Source organism: Enterobacter sp. DNB-S2 (genome assembly GCF_019443845.1).
Taxonomy (GTDB): domain Bacteria; phylum Pseudomonadota; class Gammaproteobacteria; order Enterobacterales; family Enterobacteriaceae; genus Enterobacter; species Enterobacter asburiae_B.
This window is the reverse complement of the sequence record NZ_CP050520.1, coordinates 2,390,573-2,406,045: the sequence shown is the minus strand read 5'-3', so window position 1 is coordinate 2,406,045 and position 15,473 is coordinate 2,390,573. Positions and strand designations below refer to the sequence as shown.

The window sequence follows — 15,473 nt, the reverse complement described above, 5'->3', positions numbered from 1 at the left end:
AAGGAGTCCTGTTAACTCATAGCCAGAAGTTGGTTAGCCTTGCCCGCGTTTTCATCCACGCTGCTGATGATCTTCATCTGCATTTCAAAACGACGGGCGCTGGCAATCATGTCGGTCATGGCTTCGACCGGCTTGACGTTGCTGCCTTCCAGAACGCCGGACATCACGCGGATGCTCGGATCGGCCTGTAACGTGGCGCCACGCGTCGCCTGCGCCGCCTGGGTCAGACGGAACATGCCGTCGTCGCCGCGCTGCACGTCTTTGGCTTCCGCTTTCACCAGCTTCAGACGTCCGACGGGTGCAACGGTGTTGGCCGGGTCGCCCGGGTTCAGCGCCGAAATGGTACCGTCCGCGGCGATAGTCAGCTCAGAGCCTTCCGGCACGGTCAGCGGACCCGCTTCCCCCATTACCGGATGCCCCTGAATCGTCAGCTGGCCCGTCGCGCTCACCTGGATATTGCCGTTACGGGTATAGCCTTCGCTGCCGTCCGCAGTTTGCACCGCCAGCCAGCCGTCCTGCTGCAGGGCAACGTCCAGCGGGCGCGAGGTGTAGTCCATCTGCCCAGGCGTCATATCTGCGCCAGGGGTTGATGCCGTCACCAGCGTACGGGTCGGCAGGGACAGCCCTTCAACCGGCACCGCGCGCAGCGCATTAAGCTGCGCGCGAAAGCCCGGCGTAGAGGCGTTTGCCAGGTTGCTGGCGGTAACGGCCTGCTGATTGAGCGTCTGACTTGCCGCGCCCATCGCGGTATATATTGCGTGATCCATTGCGCTTTCCTGTTAGCCGCTTAACGCAGGTTAACCAGCGTGTTGAGGATCTGGTCCTGGGTTTTGATGGTCTGCGCGTTCGACTGATAGTTACGCTGCGCGACGATCATGTTCACCAGTTCTTTACTCATATCCACGTTGGAAGCTTCCAGCGCGCCGTTAGTCAGCTTGCCGAAGTTACCGGTGCCTGCGGTACCCAGCAGCGCCACGCCGGAGGACTGAGTGGCAGACCAGACGTTGTCGCCTTCAGATTTCAGGCCTTCGTTGTTCGCGAAGTTTGCCAACACGATCTGGCCCAGAACCTGAGACTGTTCGTTAGAGTAGCTTCCCACCACGGTGCCATCGTCGTTGATCTGGTAGCTCACCAGGTCGCCAGGCTTGTAGCCGTTCTGATTGGTTGCCACAACGCTGTTTGCACCGGTGTTCTGCTGCATGGAGTTCTGGAAGCTCAGGGAGAAGGTCGCCGCCGTCGCACCGCTGACAGAACCCGTGGTGATGTTAATGGCCGGCGTGGCGTTTGGCGTTGCGCTCAGTACACCCGCAGCGTCGTAGTTGTAGACACCCGCCAGGTTACCGTTCGCATCAAAGTTCATCTGCGCCGCTTTCGCTGCAGTAGAACCCGCAACGCTGCCGTCCTGAGTGTAAAGATCCCATTTATTGTTGGCCGTCTTCACGTAGTAGACGTACATGTTGTGGGCGTTACCCTGGCTGTCGAATACGGTCACGGTCCCTTTTTTGTTATAGGTATCCGGGTTGGTCGCATCGAACGGGGCAGTTTGAACAGGATCGGTTGAGTTCAGGTTGATCTGCTGCGTCGCGGTGGTGGTAGATTTCGCCGCCATCAGGGTATTCGGGATAGTAATCGCCTGAGGGTTCGCACCGGTCTGAACGGTTGGAGGCGTTCCAGCTACCGGGTAGCCCGTCAGCTGCATGCCCTGCATGTTAACCAGCGTACGGTTTTCGTCCAGCTTGAACTGGCCGTTACGGCTGTAGAACACAGAACCGTTGGAATCGACCATACGGAAGAAACCGTTCTGGCTGATAGCAACGTCCAGACCACGACCAGTGTTGGTGGTGGTACCGTCGGTAAAGTCCTGAGTGATGCCCGCAACTTTCACGCCCAGGCCGACTTTGGAACCGGCAAACATGTCCGCAAATGAAGCAGAACCGGATTTAAAACCATAGGTCGCGGAGTTGGCGATGTTGTTGCCAATGACGTCCAGGTTGGTGGCCGCAGCATTCAGGCCGCTGACCGCTTGAGAAAAGGCCATGACTTACTCCTGATAAGTGTTAAGGCTTAGATAATCTGCCGAACTTCGTCGAGTGTGGTGGAACCAGAGGTTCCCAAATCCAGTTTGTTGCCGTCGCTTCCTTTAATCACGCCCTGGACCAGCGCGAACTGCAGCGGCTGCGCCACCAGCTGGGTCGTCCCGTTGCTGGCGCTGATCGCTACTTTGTAAGAACCGTTTGGTGCTTTAGTGCCGTCGGTCAGGCTGCCATCCCACGTAAAGGTGTGAACGCCCGCCTTCAGCTCACCGATATCAATGGTGCGAACTACCACGTTATTGGCATCCATGATCGTTGCAGTGACCTTCTCAGCCGCCTGCTGGAGCTCAACGCCAAACGGCGTGGTGGTCGTTGTGGTGTTGCCTTCAGTGGTGCTGGTGCCCGCCAGAATCGTGGTTCCCGGGATCATCACCCCGTGGCCAATCAGGCTTGCCGCCTGCAGAGACTGGGCACTGTTGATCTGCCCGGAGACGGAGCCGAGGGTGGTGTTGAGTTTCTCAATGCCGCTCACGGTGCTGATCTGCGCAAGCTGCGTGGTCAGTTCGTTGTTCTGCATTGGGTTGGTGGGATCCTGGTTCTTAAGCTGCGCCACCAGCAGCGTCAGAAAGCTGCCCTGAAGATCGGAGGCATTGCTCCCGGTGAGGGAGTTAGAACCCGTCGTACTCTTCGTGTTATTAACACCCGAGTTCGTAGGATCATTCACATTTACGGCGATGGACATGCATGTCTCCTTTACTGGCCGAGAGTGAGCGTTTTGAGCATCATGCTCTTCACGGTATTCAGCACTTCAACGTTGGCCTGGTAGCTGCGGGAAGCCGACATGGAGTTCACCATCTCACCCACCACATCCACGTTTGGCATTTTCACGTATCCGCTGGCATCCGCGAGCGGGTTACCCGGCTCATACACCAGCCTGTCCGGCGCCTGGCTCTCTACCACATCTGACACCTTCACGCCGCCCGTCGCCGCGCCCGGCGCAGCATCGACCTGAAAGACAACCTGTTTGGCGCGATAAGGCTGGCCGTCTGGTCCGGTTACGCTGTCGGCGTTCGCCAGGTTACTGGCAGCCACGTTCAGGCGTTTGGACTGCGCGGTTAACGCCGAACCGGCAATATCAAAAATATTCAACAAGGCCATCTATCAGTTCCCCCCCTGCAGGACGTTCATCATGCCTTTGATTTGTCCGCCGAGTACGGTCAGGCCCGTCTGGTATTTCAGACTGTTATCGGCAAACTGGGTACGCTCCCGGTCCATATCCACGGTGTTACCGTCGAGTGAGGGCTGATCGGGAATGCGGTAAAGTAAATCGGTCGCTGGCGCGGTCATCGCCTGAGCAGGAATATGGCGAGAGGATGTCATGGCAAGTGCAACACCCGTTCCTTCGGCACGTCCACGCTCCATCACCTTTTTGAGTTCACTGGAAAAATCAATATCGCGCGCCTGAAACCCTGGGGTATCGGCGTTAGCGATGTTGGCGGCTAAAATCTCCTGCCGCTGGGCGCGTAAATTGAGCGCTTCCTGCTGAAAACGTAACGCGGCGTCGAGTTTATCGAGCATGTCTCCTCCGCTGATGGCAAAATTTCAGTTCACAGCTTAAATCTCACCCGGTCTCCCCTATCGACGGAATAAGCGCAAAATGCGTCGCTATTTATTGCGTTGATGCAAAACCACTGCAGGTAGAATTCATTCAACTCTGGAAACGGTGGAACTTGCGATGCAAACGTTAAAACGTGGCCTGGTGGCAACTTTCTTGCTGTTTAGCCCTCTGGTGCAGGCTGAAGGCTTACAGGATCGGCTTACGGCTTTTTTTGCTGAAAAGCTGGCGGGCTTTAGCGATGAGGTTAACGTTACCGTGCGCACCCCACCGAATCTGTACCCGACCTGTGACCAACCGTCATTTAGCGTGACGGGAACCACCCGGCTGTGGGGAAATGTGAACGTGCTGGCACGCTGCGCGAACGAAAAACGCTATTTACAGGTTGCAGTTCAGGCGACGGGCAATTATGTTGTCGCCGCCGTGCCCATTGCGCGCGGCAGCGTGCTGCAGACGAACAGCGTGACGTTAAAGCGCGGCCGTCTGGATCAGCTGCCTCCACGCACCATGCTGGAAATGAACCAGGCACAGGACGCCGTCAGCCTGCGCGATGTCGCACCCGGCCAGCCGATACAGCTCTCAATGCTGCGTCAGTCATGGCGGGTAAAAGCAGGTCAACAGGTGATGGTGGTGGCCAACGGAGATGGCTTTAGCATCAACAGTGAAGGGAAAGCGTTAAACAATGCCGCAGTGGCGCAAAACGCCCGCGTCAGAATGTCCTCAGGCCAGGTGGTGAGCGGAACCGTCGATTCTGATGGGAATATTCTGATTAACCTATAATCTTTTTAAAGATTTCGCGGCGCGTGCCGATAAATATTCCACTAATGATGATGTCAGGCGCAAACGCCGCGAACCCTCGATGAGGACAACACTATGAGCATTGATCGTACATCAGCCCTGAAGCCGGTAAGCGCTGTACAACCTCGCGAAACGAATGACGCTCCTGCGCAGAAAACGCGTCTGGAAAAACCGTCAACGTCCAACAGCACCAGCGTGACCCTGAGCGACGCACAGGCAAAACTGATGCAGCCAGGCAGCAACGATATCAATATGGAACGTGTTGAAGCGCTGAAAACGGCTATTCGTAACGGTGAGCTGAAAATGGACACCAGCAAAATCGCTGACGCCCTGATTCAGGAAGCACAGAGTTTCTTACAGAGTAACTAACCGTATGAGTCGACTGTCAGAAATACTGGATCAAATGACGGTTGTTCTTAACGACCTGAAAACGGTAATGGACGCTGAACAGCAGCATCTCTCTTCCGGTCACATCAACGGCAGCGCGCTGCAGCGTATTACTGAAGATAAGAGTTCGCTACTGGCGACGCTGGATTATCTGGAGCAGCAGCGCCGCGCTGAGCAGGATCCTAAGCGTAGCGCCAATGACGATATTATTGAGCGCTGGCAAACCATTACCGAAAAAACCCAGCACCTGCGCGACCTTAACCAGCACAACGGCTGGCTACTGGAAGGTCAGATTGAGCGTAATCAGCAGGCGCTTGAGGTATTGAAACCGCATAAAGAAACCGGACTGTACGGTGCGGATGGTCAAACAGCGACTGCGCGTATTGCGGGAGTTAAAAAGATTTCGATTTGACGCCTGTGCGACAAATCATGCAGCGGGGAGCACCATAAGGTGAACTCCCCTTTTGGCGTTTATGCCGTACGGCGGGCAAACTCTTTCACTTTGAACCCCAGCACCGCGAGCGTGGCAAAGTAAGCCACGACCCCGACGCCTACCACGGCCATCAGCCGCATCAGGCGATAAGGCATGGTGCCCAGGGACCACTCCGGCATCACGTACATCATGCCGAGCAGCGCGGCTGACATCACCAGTACCGCAACGATCAGACGTACCAGGAAACTTCCCCACCCCGGCTGCGGCGTGAAAATATCCTGCTTGCGCAGCTGCCAGTACAACAGCCCGGCATTCAGACAGGCCGCCAGACCAATAGACAGCGACAGGCCGGCATGCTTCAGCGGACCAATAAACGCCAGGTTCATCAGCTGGGTCATAATCAGCGTCACGATGGCAATTTTCACAGGCGTTTTGATGTCCTGACGCGAGTAGAACCCGGGCGCCAGCACCTTGACGACGATCAGCCCCATCAAGCCGACCGAGTAGGCAATCAGCGCGCGCTGGGTCATAGCGGCATCAAAGGCGGTGAATTTCCCGTACTGGAAGAGCGACACCGTCAGCGGTTTGGCCAGAATACCCAGCGCCACCGCGCTTGGCAGGGCCAGCAGGAAGCAGAGACGTAAACCCCAGTCCATCAGGCGGCAATATTCATCATGATTGCCGCTGGCAAAGCTTTTCGACAGCGACGGCAGCAGGATGGTCCCCAGCGCCACGCCCAGCACCCCGGACGGGAACTCCATCAGACGGTCGGCGTAGTACATCCAGGAAACCGAGCCGGACACGAGGAAAGAGGCAAAGATGGTGTTGATGATAAGCGAGATCTGGCTGACGGAGACGCCGAGAATAGCGGGCCCCATCTGCTTGATCACGCGCATCGCCCCGGCATCTTTGAGATTGATGCGCGGCAGCACCAGCATGCCGATTTTTTTCAGATGCGGCAGCTGGTACGCCAGCTGCAGCACGCCGCCGACGGTGACCGCCCAGGCCAGCGCCAGCACCGGCGGGTTGAAGTGCGGCGCAGCGAACAGGGCAAAACCGATCATGCTGACGTTGAGAAACGTTGGCGCAAACGCCGGAACAGAGAAGCGGTTCCAGGTGTTCAGGATCGCCCCCACCAGCGAGGCCAGCGAGATGAGCAGAATATAGGGGAAAGTAATGCGCAGCAGCTGCGAGGTCAGCGCAAATTTGTCAGCCGTATCGGCAAAACCGGGCGCGGTCACCATAATCACCCACGGCGCGGCCAGCATCCCGAGTACGGTCACCACCGCTAAAGCCAACGTCAGCAGCCCGGAGACATAAGAAACAAAGACGCGCGTCGCGTCTTCACCCTGCTTGCTTTTATATTCCGCCAGAATGGGCACGAATGCCTGGGAAAACGCCCCTTCAGCAAAAATACGACGCAGCAGGTTCGGCAATTTAAACGCGACGAAAAAGGCGTCCGTGGCCATCCCTGCACCAAATACCCTTGCCACAATGGCGTCGCGCGCAAAACCCAGCACGCGGGAAAACATGGTCATCGAGCTGACGGCCGCCAGCGATTTTAATAAGTTCATTAACGTGAATTTCCAGAACCATACGGATTTGTAGAGCGGGTTAGCGTAAGCGCCACCCGGCAAAGCCAACAAGCGGCGCTTAGTCTAACCGGATTTCAACGAATTACTATCCGCAGATGTTACAGCGAGTTATTCGCTCATGGCATCGCGCCAGAGCCTTTCCACAATGCGCTGCGCCATAATGGCCTGCTCGCCGGACGTTTCAGGAACCGTCTGATTTTGCACGCAGGTGATAAAGTGACGGGCGCATCCTGCGAAACCGCGCTGCTCGAGGGTGCTCTGCCAGCCTGGCGCCGGGAGCGTCACCACGCCGTTGCCCTTCTCTTCCCGCCACTCGCGCATGTCCGTAATGTCGTACAGCGCGCCCTCGGTCACCGCCTGCACGGATTCACGCTGGCTTCCCGCCCGACGGTGCATGCTGGTGGTAATCTGAAGATGCTCAACGGCGAAGTGGTGTTCCGCGTAGACCATCTGCCCCTGGTCATTCGTTAACAGGGTACCGCTCTTCAGCTGCGCATGGCCGTTGCTCAGCCACAGCGCCGTATCCACAACGTGCAGATAATCATCCAGAAGGGTGAAGCGCAGATCGTTTGGCCCAATGCTGTCGGTGCGGTGTTTATCCATCCGCAGCGAGGCGAGCGTGTCCGACTGCGCCTTCAGCTGCTGGTAAAGCGGCGCGAAGCGGCGGTTGAAGCCTACCATCAGCGTCAGTTTTTTGCGCGCGGCCAGCTCAATCAGACGTTCGGCATCCTGAACATTTTCCGCCAGCGGCTTATCCACGCAGACGTGAACCCCTAAATTGAGCAGCTCGCTTACCACCTGATAGTGGGTTGCCGTTGAGGTATGTACAAAGACCGCATCACACTCGCGGGCCAGATCCTGCAGGGAGGCAGCATACGGAATGCGCCAGGTTTCGCAGATACGTTCTGCCTTTTCTCGAGTGGGTGACCATGCCCCTTGCAGGGTCCAGTCCGTTGCTGCACCTAAAACAGGCAGCCAGGCTTTTTGCGCGATGCCGCCGAGCCCCACCACGCCTACGCGTAATTTTTTCACCGTCAGTCTCCCAGATGTGCCAGCAACGCATCCAGGCGCTGTTTCAGCCCGGCGACCTCGTCTTCCAGCGCTTCTACGCGCGCGGCAAGAGTGTCATTGCTTGCTGAGGATCCCGCGTCGCTCTCCACGGTAGCGACATCGACGTCGCCGCTGAACAGATGCATATAGCGGCTTTCACGTTTGCCCGGCTCGCGCGCCAGACGCACCACGTATGGGCCGTCTTCACGTGAGGCCAGCCCTTCCAGGGTCTGCTCAACTTCCTGCATATCGCTGAACTCATGCATACGGGAAGCGCGCGTGCGCAGCTCTCCCGGCGTCTGCGCCCCGCGCAGCAGCAGCGTGGTGATGACCGCCACTTCCGCACTGCTCAGCTTCAGGTCGCCGAATTCGGAGTTACAGAAGCGCTGTTCGTATTTGGTCACGCGGTTGCCGAAGCCGCTGACGGTGCGCAGATAGTGGCGTTTAACCAACGCATCCAGCACGTCCTGAACCTCATGTTCGCTGAGGTTCATCACCGGCTCGCGGTTGGTCTTCTGGTTGCAGGCCATGGTTACGGCGTTGACGGAGAGCGGATACTGCTCCGGCGTGGTGACCTGTTTTTCGAGTAAGCACCCAATCACGCGCGCTTCTGTACCGTTTAGCTGATACTTCATCTTTTCTCCTTAACGACCTGCGGTCCAGTCCCGGGTGGTTAACGCCGTCAGAACGTGGTCGCGCCACTCTCCGTCTATCAGCAGATAGTCTTTGGCGTAACCCTCTTTCTCGAACCCTAAGCGGGCCAGCAAATTGCCGCTGCGCTGATTATGCGGCATATAGTTCGCCATAATGCGATGGATATGCTGCGTGCGTTGCATATAGCGGATCGCCACCGTTAACGCCTCGTACATCAGCCCCTGCCCCTGCCATTTCTGGCCGATGGAGTAGCCAAGGTAGCAGGCGTGAAACGACCCGCGCACCACGTTTGAAAAGTTGGCGATCCCGATAATTTCTTTCTCTTCAGGATCCAGCAGCGCGAAATAAAACGCGCTGCCCTGCTTGTGAAATTCCGTAATCATGCTGAGGCGCGCCTGCCAGCCGGAAGGGTAACAATGGCTCTCATCCCGAACGGGTTCCCAGGGTTTTAAAAACTGGCGATTCTCGGCGTAATAATCCGCCAGACGCCAGGCATCACGCTCATGCACCAGACGAACGACCAGCCGGTCCGTTGTCAGACGCACTTTTGGCACATTGCTGCGATAGCCAAACATCGATACCACTCCTTCCCGTCACTTCTGCTGACCCATTAGCTTTACTATACCTGCGCCTGTGCCGTCTGTGAAAACAGTGACATACCATTTTCACCTCTTTTCACATTTTTCGATGAGAACTCTCTATCAAAGCACCCTTTTGATAAAAAAATATTGTCACCCGCGGGTGTGGGAAAAAACGCGGCGACACCGCAGAATGTTAGCGTGCTCACCTCTTATTTTCCCTGGAGGGAAAATGTCCCGCGTATCACAGGCCAGGAGCCTGGGTAAATATTTCCTGCTCGTCGATAACATGCTGGTCGTGCTCGGCTTTTTTGTCGTTTTTCCGCTGATATCGATCCGCTTTGTCGATCAGATGGGCTGGGCGGCATTAATGGTTGGCATTGCCCTGGGGCTACGCCAGTTTGTCCAGCAGGGCCTGGGCGTCTTTGGCGGGGCCATTGCCGACCGCTTTGGCGCTAAACCGATGATCGTTACCGGTATGCTGCTGCGCGCGGCAGGTTTTGCCACGATGGCGGTCGCCCAGGAGCCATGGCTGCTCTGGTTCTCCTGTTTCTTCTCCGGTATCGGCGGCACGCTGTTCGATCCGCCACGCACCGCGCTGGTGGTGAAGCTTATTCGCCCCCAGCACCGCGGCCGTTTCTTCTCGATTCTGATGATGCAGGACAGTGCCGGGGCGGTTATCGGCGCCCTGCTGGGAAGCTGGCTGCTGCAGTATGACTTCCGTCTGGTCTGCGCCGCTGGGGCGGTGCTCTTTATTCTGTGCGCGCTGTTCAATGGCCTGTTCCTGCCCGCCTGGAAACTGTCGACGGTCAAAGCGCCGGTCCGGGAAGGGCTTGGCCGCGTCCTGCGCGACAGGCGTTTTGTCACCTATGTGTTGACCCTGACGGGATACTACATGCTGGCTGTGCAGGTCATGCTGATGCTGCCGATCATGGTTAACGACATCGCGGGGACCCCTGCTGCCGTTAAATGGATGTACGCCATCGAAGCCTGCCTGTCGTTAACGCTGCTCTATCCGATTGCCCGCTGGAGCGAACGGCGTTTTCGTCTGGAGCATCGCCTGATGGCCGGTCTGTTCCTGATGACGCTGAGCATGATGCCGATCGGCCTGGTGAACTCTCTCCAGCAGCTGTTTACGCTGATTTGCACGTTCTATATTGGCTCGATCATCGCCGAGCCTGCCCGTGAAACGCTGAGCGCCTCGCTTGCGGATGCGCGTGCGCGCGGCAGCTATATGGGTTTCAGCCGGCTGGGGCTGGCGCTTGGCGGCGCATTAGGTTACGCGGGTGGCGGCTGGTTGTTTGATGCCGGCAAAGCGTTAAACCAGCCCGAACTCCCGTGGATGATGCTCGGCGTGGTGGGCTTTATGACGCTCCTTGCTCTGTGGTGGCAGTTCAGCCCGAAACGCAGCGCGAGCGGGATGCTCGAGCCTGGCGCGTAGCCTTTCCCTCGGGCGGGAGTCCCTCCCGCCCCACTTCTCAGTTTTTTCTGCTGGTTTCTGCCAATTCACACTGACATACTGGCGTAACAGGACAGAAGCGCCGATTTTTCGTTGAGGAACACTATGAAGAAAATTGTCTTTGCCGCGGCATTAGTAGTCAGCGGCCTGCTGGTTGGCTGTAACCAGCTCACGCAATATACCGTCAGTGAACAGGAAATTAATCAGGCGCTGGAAAAACATAACAATTTCTCTAAAGACATTGGCGTGCCGGGACTGGCGGACGCGCATATCGTCCTGACGAACCTGACCAGCCAGATCGGTCGTGAAGAGCCAAACAAAGTCACCCTGGCCGGTGATGCGGATCTCGATATGTCATCCCTCTTTGGCAATCAGAAGGCCAACATCAAGCTCAAGCTGAAGGCCCTGCCCGTTTTCAACAAAGAGAAAGGGGCAATTTTCCTGCAGGAGATGGAAGTCGTCGATGCGCAGGTGTCGCCGGACAAGATGGCACCGGTTCTGCAAACCCTGATGCCCTATCTGAACCAATCGCTGCGTAATTACTTTAACCAGCAGCCCGCGTACGTCTTAAGCGAAGACAAAAGCAAGGGTGAAGCTCTGGCGAAAAAATATGCAAAAGGTATAGAGGTGAAACCGGGAGAAATTATCATTCCTTTCACCGATTAACCTGAAGGGCGCTGCGGCGCCCTTTTTTTTACGGAAAAGTGTGCAAACGAAAACGTTTCCGCTTATGATTTGTGTCCGGCAAAAACAGCCATCCTTATGACTGATTCCTGACAAGCCGGAGCTTCCATGACTGCACAACCCCAGGTTCTTAAAATCCGCCGCCCTGACGACTGGCATATCCATCTGCGTGATGGCGATATGCTGAAAACCGTCGTGCCTTATACCAGCGAAATTTATGGCCGCGCGATTGTCATGCCTAACCTGGTTCCACCAGTCACCACCGTCGATGCCGCGATGGCCTATCGCCAGCGCATCCTGGATGCCGTTCCTGCGGGACACGATTTTACCCCGTTGATGACCTGCTATCTTACCGACTCGCTGGATCCGAACGAAGTGGAGCGCGGGTTTAACGAAGGCGTATTTACGGCGGCGAAACTCTACCCGGCAAATGCCACCACCAACTCCAGCCATGGCGTCACCAGCATTGATGCCATCATGCCGGTTCTGGAACGCATGCAGAAACTGGGCATGCCGCTGCTGGTCCATGGTGAAGTCACGCATGCCGAGATTGACATCTTCGACCGTGAAGCCCGCTTTATCGAGACCGTGATGGAGCCTCTGCGCCAGCGCCTGCCCGCACTTAAAGTGGTCTTTGAGCATATCACCACCAAAGACGCGGCAGAGTATGTGCGCGACGGCAACAATCTTATCGCCGCGACCATTACGCCACAGCACCTGATGTTTAACCGTAACCACATGCTGGTGGGCGGGGTGCGTCCTCACCTGTACTGTCTGCCTATTCTCAAACGCAACATCCACCAGCAGGCGCTGCGCGAGCTGGTTGCCAGCGGGTTCTCCCGCGCGTTCCTCGGCACCGATTCCGCACCTCACGCCCGCCACCGCAAAGAGGCGAGCTGCGGCTGTGCAGGCTGCTTCAACGCCCCAACGGCACTGGCCAGCTACGCGACCGTCTTTGAAGAGATGAACGCGCTCGAACATTTTGAAGCGTTCTGCTCCCTTAACGGCCCGCGCTTCTACGGCCTGCCGGTCAACGACACCTTTATCGAACTGGAGCGTAAAGCGAGCCACGTTGAGGAGTCCATTGCGCTGACGGATGACACGCTGATCCCATTCCTGGCGGGCGAAACCGTTAACTGGACGGTAAAACGTTAAAAAATCAATGCCCCTTGTTGTCAAACCGATAATATACCTGTATAAATAAACAGTATATTACACAGGGGGCATTTATGCGTATTGAAGTCACCATAGCCAAAACAACTGTTCTGCCTGCCGGCGCGCTTGATGCACTGGCAGGCGAATTATCCCGCCGTATTAACAACACCTTTCCCGACAACGCGGGTGCCGTAACGGTGCGTTACGCCGCGGCGAACAACCTCTCCGTCATTGGTGCTGCGAAAGAAGATAAAGATCGCATCAGCGAAATCCTGCAGGAAACGTGGGAAAGCGCAGACGACTGGTTTATCACAGATTAACACTGCTCCCTCATTGTGTTTTTTTGCCGGGTCGCCCCGGCTTTTTTTTGTCTAAAAATCCTGCAAGTTCAAATTAATTCGGCATCTTCTTTAAAAATCGTGAACGAGATGGTGTTTTATTGTTCGAACAATCCTAAAAAGCAGAAAAATGTGTTGCCACCTGTTTATTTTTCCCGTTGGAACCCTTATTACTTGGTATACTGAAGATGCTTTCAGAAAAACATGCATTGAACCTCAGAGCCGTTGTCTTCTAACACGCATTAAGGGGGTTATAATGGAAAAGAATAGTGAAGTGATCCAGACCCATCCACTGGTTGGCTGGGATATCAGTACCGTAGATAGCTACGATGCGCTGATGCTGCGTTTGCACTACCAGACCCCGAATCAACTCAACCGTGAAGAAGCGGAAGTTGGACAGACGCTGTGGCTAACAACAGACGTCGCCCGTCAGTTTATTTCTATTTTAGAGGCAGGTATTGCAAAAATAGAATCTGGCGACTATCAGGAAAATGAGTATAAACGGCACTAAGCTTATGCCCACTTTTCTCTCTACAGGCACCCTCGCGGTGCCTTATTTATTTCTCCCTTGTCTAACCCCGCGTTGTTAATTACTCTGCTAACAAAACATCAGTTTACGAGATGCATATGAGATACGACTTAATCATTATTGGTAGCGGCTCCGTGGGTTCCGCCGCCGGTTATTACGCAACACAGGCAGGTCTGAAGGTCCTGATGATCGATGCCCACCTTCCTCCTCATTCGGAGGGCAGCCATCATGGCGATACCCGTCTCATGCGCCATGCGTATGGAGAAGGCGAGCGCTATGTGCCGCTGGTGCTTCGCGCCCAGACGCTGTGGGATGAACTGGCGACACAGACCGAAGAGCGTATTTTCGAGCGTACCGGGGTCGTCAACCTTGGCCCTGCTCATTCTGATTTTCTCGCCGGCGTCGAGCGCAGCGCAAAAGCCTTTAATCTGGATGTCGAGAAGCTGGACGCAACGGGCATTACCGCGCGCTGGCCTGAAATTACCGTCCCGGACGATTACATCGGCCTCTTTGAAGCCCACTCCGGCGTGCTGCATTGTGAAGCGGCGATCAAAACCTGGATCGATCTTGCCGCGAAGGCCGGCTGTGCGCAGCTGTTTAACTGTCCGGTGGAGGCCATCACCCATGACGAGAATGGCGTCACGGTAACGACTCTTGACGGCGACTATTCAGCGTCCCACCTGCTCGTCAGCGCAGGAACCTGGGTCACTCGCCTGCTGCCGGAACTGCCAATCCAGCCGGTGCGGAAGGTCTTCTCCTGGTTCCAGTCGGATGGTCGCTACAGCGCGCAGAATAAATTCCCGGCCTTCACCGGCGAATTGCCGAATGGCGATCAGTTCTACGGTTTCCCTTCCGAGAAAGACGCGCTGAAAATCGGTAAACACAACGGTGGCCAGGCTATCGCCTCTCCTGACGAACGCAAGCCTTTTGGCGCTTTCCCACAGGATGGTTCGGAAGCCTTCTCGTTCCTGCGCACTATTCTTCCGGGCGTCGGTGGCTTGCTGTATGGCGCGGCCTGTACCTACGACAACACGCCGGATGAAGACTTCATCATTGATACCCTGCCAGGGCATGACAACGTCCTGCTGATTACCGGGCTGAGCGGCCACGGCTTTAAGTTCGCTTCCGTGCTGGGCGAGATTGCCGCGCAGTTTGCCCAGGGCATCACGCCGCAGTTTGATCTGACGCCCTTCTCACTCTCGCGTTTTAACGGATAATCCGCACGGGCTCTGGAGGTACCGGGGCCCGTTTTATTCACACTGCATTACGGGGCGTTATGCGCAGGATCGTTAGCTTTCTGATGAATAATATTCGCGAGCATTTTATGCTCTATATCTTATTGTGGGCGCTGCTGGCTATTATTGATGTTGTTTACATTGTATTTTATTGAAAGGCCAGATTGACAATAATTGACATTTATTTAGCTTTATTGAAACTCTCTATTTTACTTGCACGAAGACATTGAATTACATTTATCGATCCTGTTCAAAAGCGCTGAAATAAATAAAATAAAAATCAATAGACAATTATTTCAGTTGCAATGTCACATCTTCCCGTTCATTTTTACCCTTCGGTTAATACGAAAATGGACATTCTGATGCAACTGCGTAACACCTCCCGGCGCTACGGAATAATATCCATAGGTTTGCACTGGATATTTGCTATTGCCGTCTACGGTATGTTTGGCCTTGGACTCTGGATGGTCACGCTCAGCTATTACGACGGCTGGTATCACCAGGCACCGGAGTTACATAAAAGCATTGGCGTTCTCCTGATGCTGGGTCTGGTTTTTCGTGTGATCTGGCGACATATTTCCCCGCCGCCCGCGGCGCCTAAGACCCACGGAAAAATGACCCGCCTGAGTGCCGTTGCCGCGCATATCGCGCTCTATGCGCTGCTCTTCGCCATTCTGATCAGCGGCTATCTTATCTCAACGGCGGACGGTAAGCCGATTAGCGTCTTTGGCCTTTTTGACGTCCCGGCAACGCTCAGCGATGCGGGCGCTCAGGCTGACACCGCCGGGGTCGTTCACCTCTGGCTTGCGTGGAGCGTCGTGATCCTGTCCGTGCTGCACGGGCTTGCCGCCCTCAAGCACCATTTTATTGATAAAGACGATACGCTAAAGCGCATGCTTGGCCGCTCGTCAGTTGACTCTGGAGCATAAA

Annotated in this window: 20 protein-coding genes; 11 read left to right on the top strand and 9 right to left on the bottom strand. The window is 55.8% G+C overall.

Features of this window, described 5'->3' with window-relative positions; all coding sequences use genetic code 11:
• Positions 1–11: 11 nt before the first annotated feature.
• The 5 genes from HB664_RS11410 to flgB are packed head-to-tail and all read right to left on the bottom strand — an operon-like array spanning position 12 to position 3,611.
• Entirely contained in the window at positions 12–767 is a 756-nt protein-coding gene (locus HB664_RS11410; protein WP_033145205.1) for a flagellar basal body rod protein FlgF, read from the bottom strand.
• Positions 768–787: 20 nt separating this feature from the next.
• Positions 788–2,038: a flagellar hook protein FlgE gene (gene flgE, locus HB664_RS11405; RefSeq protein ID WP_039261882.1), complete on the bottom strand. Its 1,251-nt coding sequence runs from the start codon at positions 2,036–2,038 to the stop codon at positions 788–790.
• Positions 2,039–2,064: 26 nt separating this feature from the next.
• Complete coding sequence (gene flgD / locus HB664_RS11400; protein ID WP_029740349.1) at positions 2,065–2,775, bottom strand: flagellar hook assembly protein FlgD; 711 nt, start codon at positions 2,773–2,775, stop codon at positions 2,065–2,067.
• Between the two features lie 11 nt (positions 2,776–2,786).
• On the bottom strand, positions 2,787–3,191 hold the full coding sequence (gene flgC, locus HB664_RS11395; protein ID WP_008500814.1) for a flagellar basal body rod protein FlgC: 405 nt from the start codon (positions 3,189–3,191) through the stop codon (positions 2,787–2,789).
• Between the two features lie 3 nt (positions 3,192–3,194).
• Positions 3,195–3,611, bottom strand: a complete 417-nt coding sequence (flgB, locus tag HB664_RS11390; protein ID WP_023311135.1) for a flagellar basal body rod protein FlgB — start codon at positions 3,609–3,611, stop codon at positions 3,195–3,197.
• A gap of 157 nt (positions 3,612–3,768) precedes the next feature.
• On the opposite strand from flgB, the gene flgA reads away from it, so the two are divergent.
• The 3 genes from flgA to flgN all read left to right on the top strand — a co-directional run bounded on the left by flgA (position 3,769) and on the right by flgN (position 5,245).
• Positions 3,769–4,428 carry a flagellar basal body P-ring formation chaperone FlgA gene (flgA, locus tag HB664_RS11385; protein ID WP_023311134.1) on the top strand — a complete coding sequence of 220 codons (660 nt, stop codon included), beginning with the start codon at positions 3,769–3,771 and terminating at the stop codon, positions 4,426–4,428.
• A 93-nt stretch (positions 4,429–4,521) separates the two neighbouring features.
• Positions 4,522–4,815, top strand: a complete 294-nt coding sequence (flgM, locus tag HB664_RS11380) for a flagellar biosynthesis anti-sigma factor FlgM (protein WP_023311133.1) — start codon at positions 4,522–4,524, stop codon at positions 4,813–4,815.
• A 4-nt stretch (positions 4,816–4,819) separates the two neighbouring features.
• Positions 4,820–5,245: a flagella biosynthesis chaperone FlgN gene (gene flgN, locus HB664_RS11375; protein WP_008500818.1), complete on the top strand. Its 426-nt coding sequence runs from the start codon at positions 4,820–4,822 to the stop codon at positions 5,243–5,245.
• 59 nt (positions 5,246–5,304) lie between these two features.
• Here flgN and murJ read toward each other — a convergent pair whose 3' ends face one another.
• From murJ to rimJ, 4 genes are all read right to left on the bottom strand, one after another.
• Positions 5,305–6,840, bottom strand: a complete 1,536-nt coding sequence (gene murJ, locus HB664_RS11370; RefSeq protein ID WP_023311131.1) for a murein biosynthesis integral membrane protein MurJ — start codon at positions 6,838–6,840, stop codon at positions 5,305–5,307.
• 129 nt (positions 6,841–6,969) lie between these two features.
• Positions 6,970–7,893 carry a Gfo/Idh/MocA family protein gene (locus HB664_RS11365; RefSeq protein WP_143347238.1) on the bottom strand — a complete coding sequence of 308 codons (924 nt, stop codon included), beginning with the start codon at positions 7,891–7,893 and terminating at the stop codon, positions 6,970–6,972.
• Between the two features lie 2 nt (positions 7,894–7,895).
• Positions 7,896–8,546, bottom strand: coding sequence for a YceH family protein (locus HB664_RS11360; RefSeq protein ID WP_045888676.1), 651 nt, complete (start codon positions 8,544–8,546; stop codon positions 7,896–7,898).
• Positions 8,547–8,555: 9 nt separating this feature from the next.
• Positions 8,556–9,140, bottom strand: a complete 585-nt coding sequence (gene rimJ / locus HB664_RS11355; RefSeq protein WP_008500822.1) for a ribosomal protein S5-alanine N-acetyltransferase — start codon at positions 9,138–9,140, stop codon at positions 8,556–8,558.
• 235 nt (positions 9,141–9,375) lie between these two features.
• On the opposite strand from rimJ, the gene mdtH reads away from it, so the two are divergent.
• The 8 genes from mdtH to HB664_RS11315 all read left to right on the top strand — a co-directional run bounded on the left by mdtH (position 9,376) and on the right by HB664_RS11315 (position 15,472).
• Positions 9,376–10,584: a multidrug efflux MFS transporter MdtH gene (gene mdtH, locus HB664_RS11350; RefSeq protein WP_219939478.1), complete on the top strand. Its 1,209-nt coding sequence runs from the start codon at positions 9,376–9,378 to the stop codon at positions 10,582–10,584.
• Positions 10,585–10,707: 123 nt separating this feature from the next.
• Entirely contained in the window at positions 10,708–11,268 is a 561-nt protein-coding gene (locus HB664_RS11345) for a lipoprotein (RefSeq protein WP_023311126.1), read from the top strand.
• 126 nt (positions 11,269–11,394) lie between these two features.
• Positions 11,395–12,441: a dihydroorotase gene (gene pyrC, locus HB664_RS11340; RefSeq protein WP_219939477.1), complete on the top strand. Its 1,047-nt coding sequence runs from the start codon at positions 11,395–11,397 to the stop codon at positions 12,439–12,441.
• Positions 12,442–12,515: 74 nt separating this feature from the next.
• On the top strand, positions 12,516–12,761 hold the full coding sequence (gene dinI / locus HB664_RS11335) for a DNA damage-inducible protein I (protein WP_008500826.1): 246 nt from the start codon (positions 12,516–12,518) through the stop codon (positions 12,759–12,761).
• Positions 12,762–13,035: 274 nt separating this feature from the next.
• Entirely contained in the window at positions 13,036–13,290 is a 255-nt protein-coding gene (bssS, locus tag HB664_RS11330; RefSeq protein WP_008500827.1) for a biofilm formation regulator BssS, read from the top strand.
• Positions 13,291–13,406: 116 nt separating this feature from the next.
• Entirely contained in the window at positions 13,407–14,525 is a 1,119-nt protein-coding gene (gene solA, locus HB664_RS11325) for an N-methyl-L-tryptophan oxidase (protein ID WP_219939476.1), read from the top strand.
• 59 nt (positions 14,526–14,584) lie between these two features.
• Entirely contained in the window at positions 14,585–14,698 is a 114-nt protein-coding gene (locus tag HB664_RS11320) for a YceO family protein (RefSeq protein WP_213787462.1), read from the top strand.
• A 207-nt stretch (positions 14,699–14,905) separates the two neighbouring features.
• Entirely contained in the window at positions 14,906–15,472 is a 567-nt protein-coding gene (locus HB664_RS11315) for a cytochrome b (protein WP_033145194.1), read from the top strand.
• Position 15,473 lies beyond the last annotated feature (1 nt).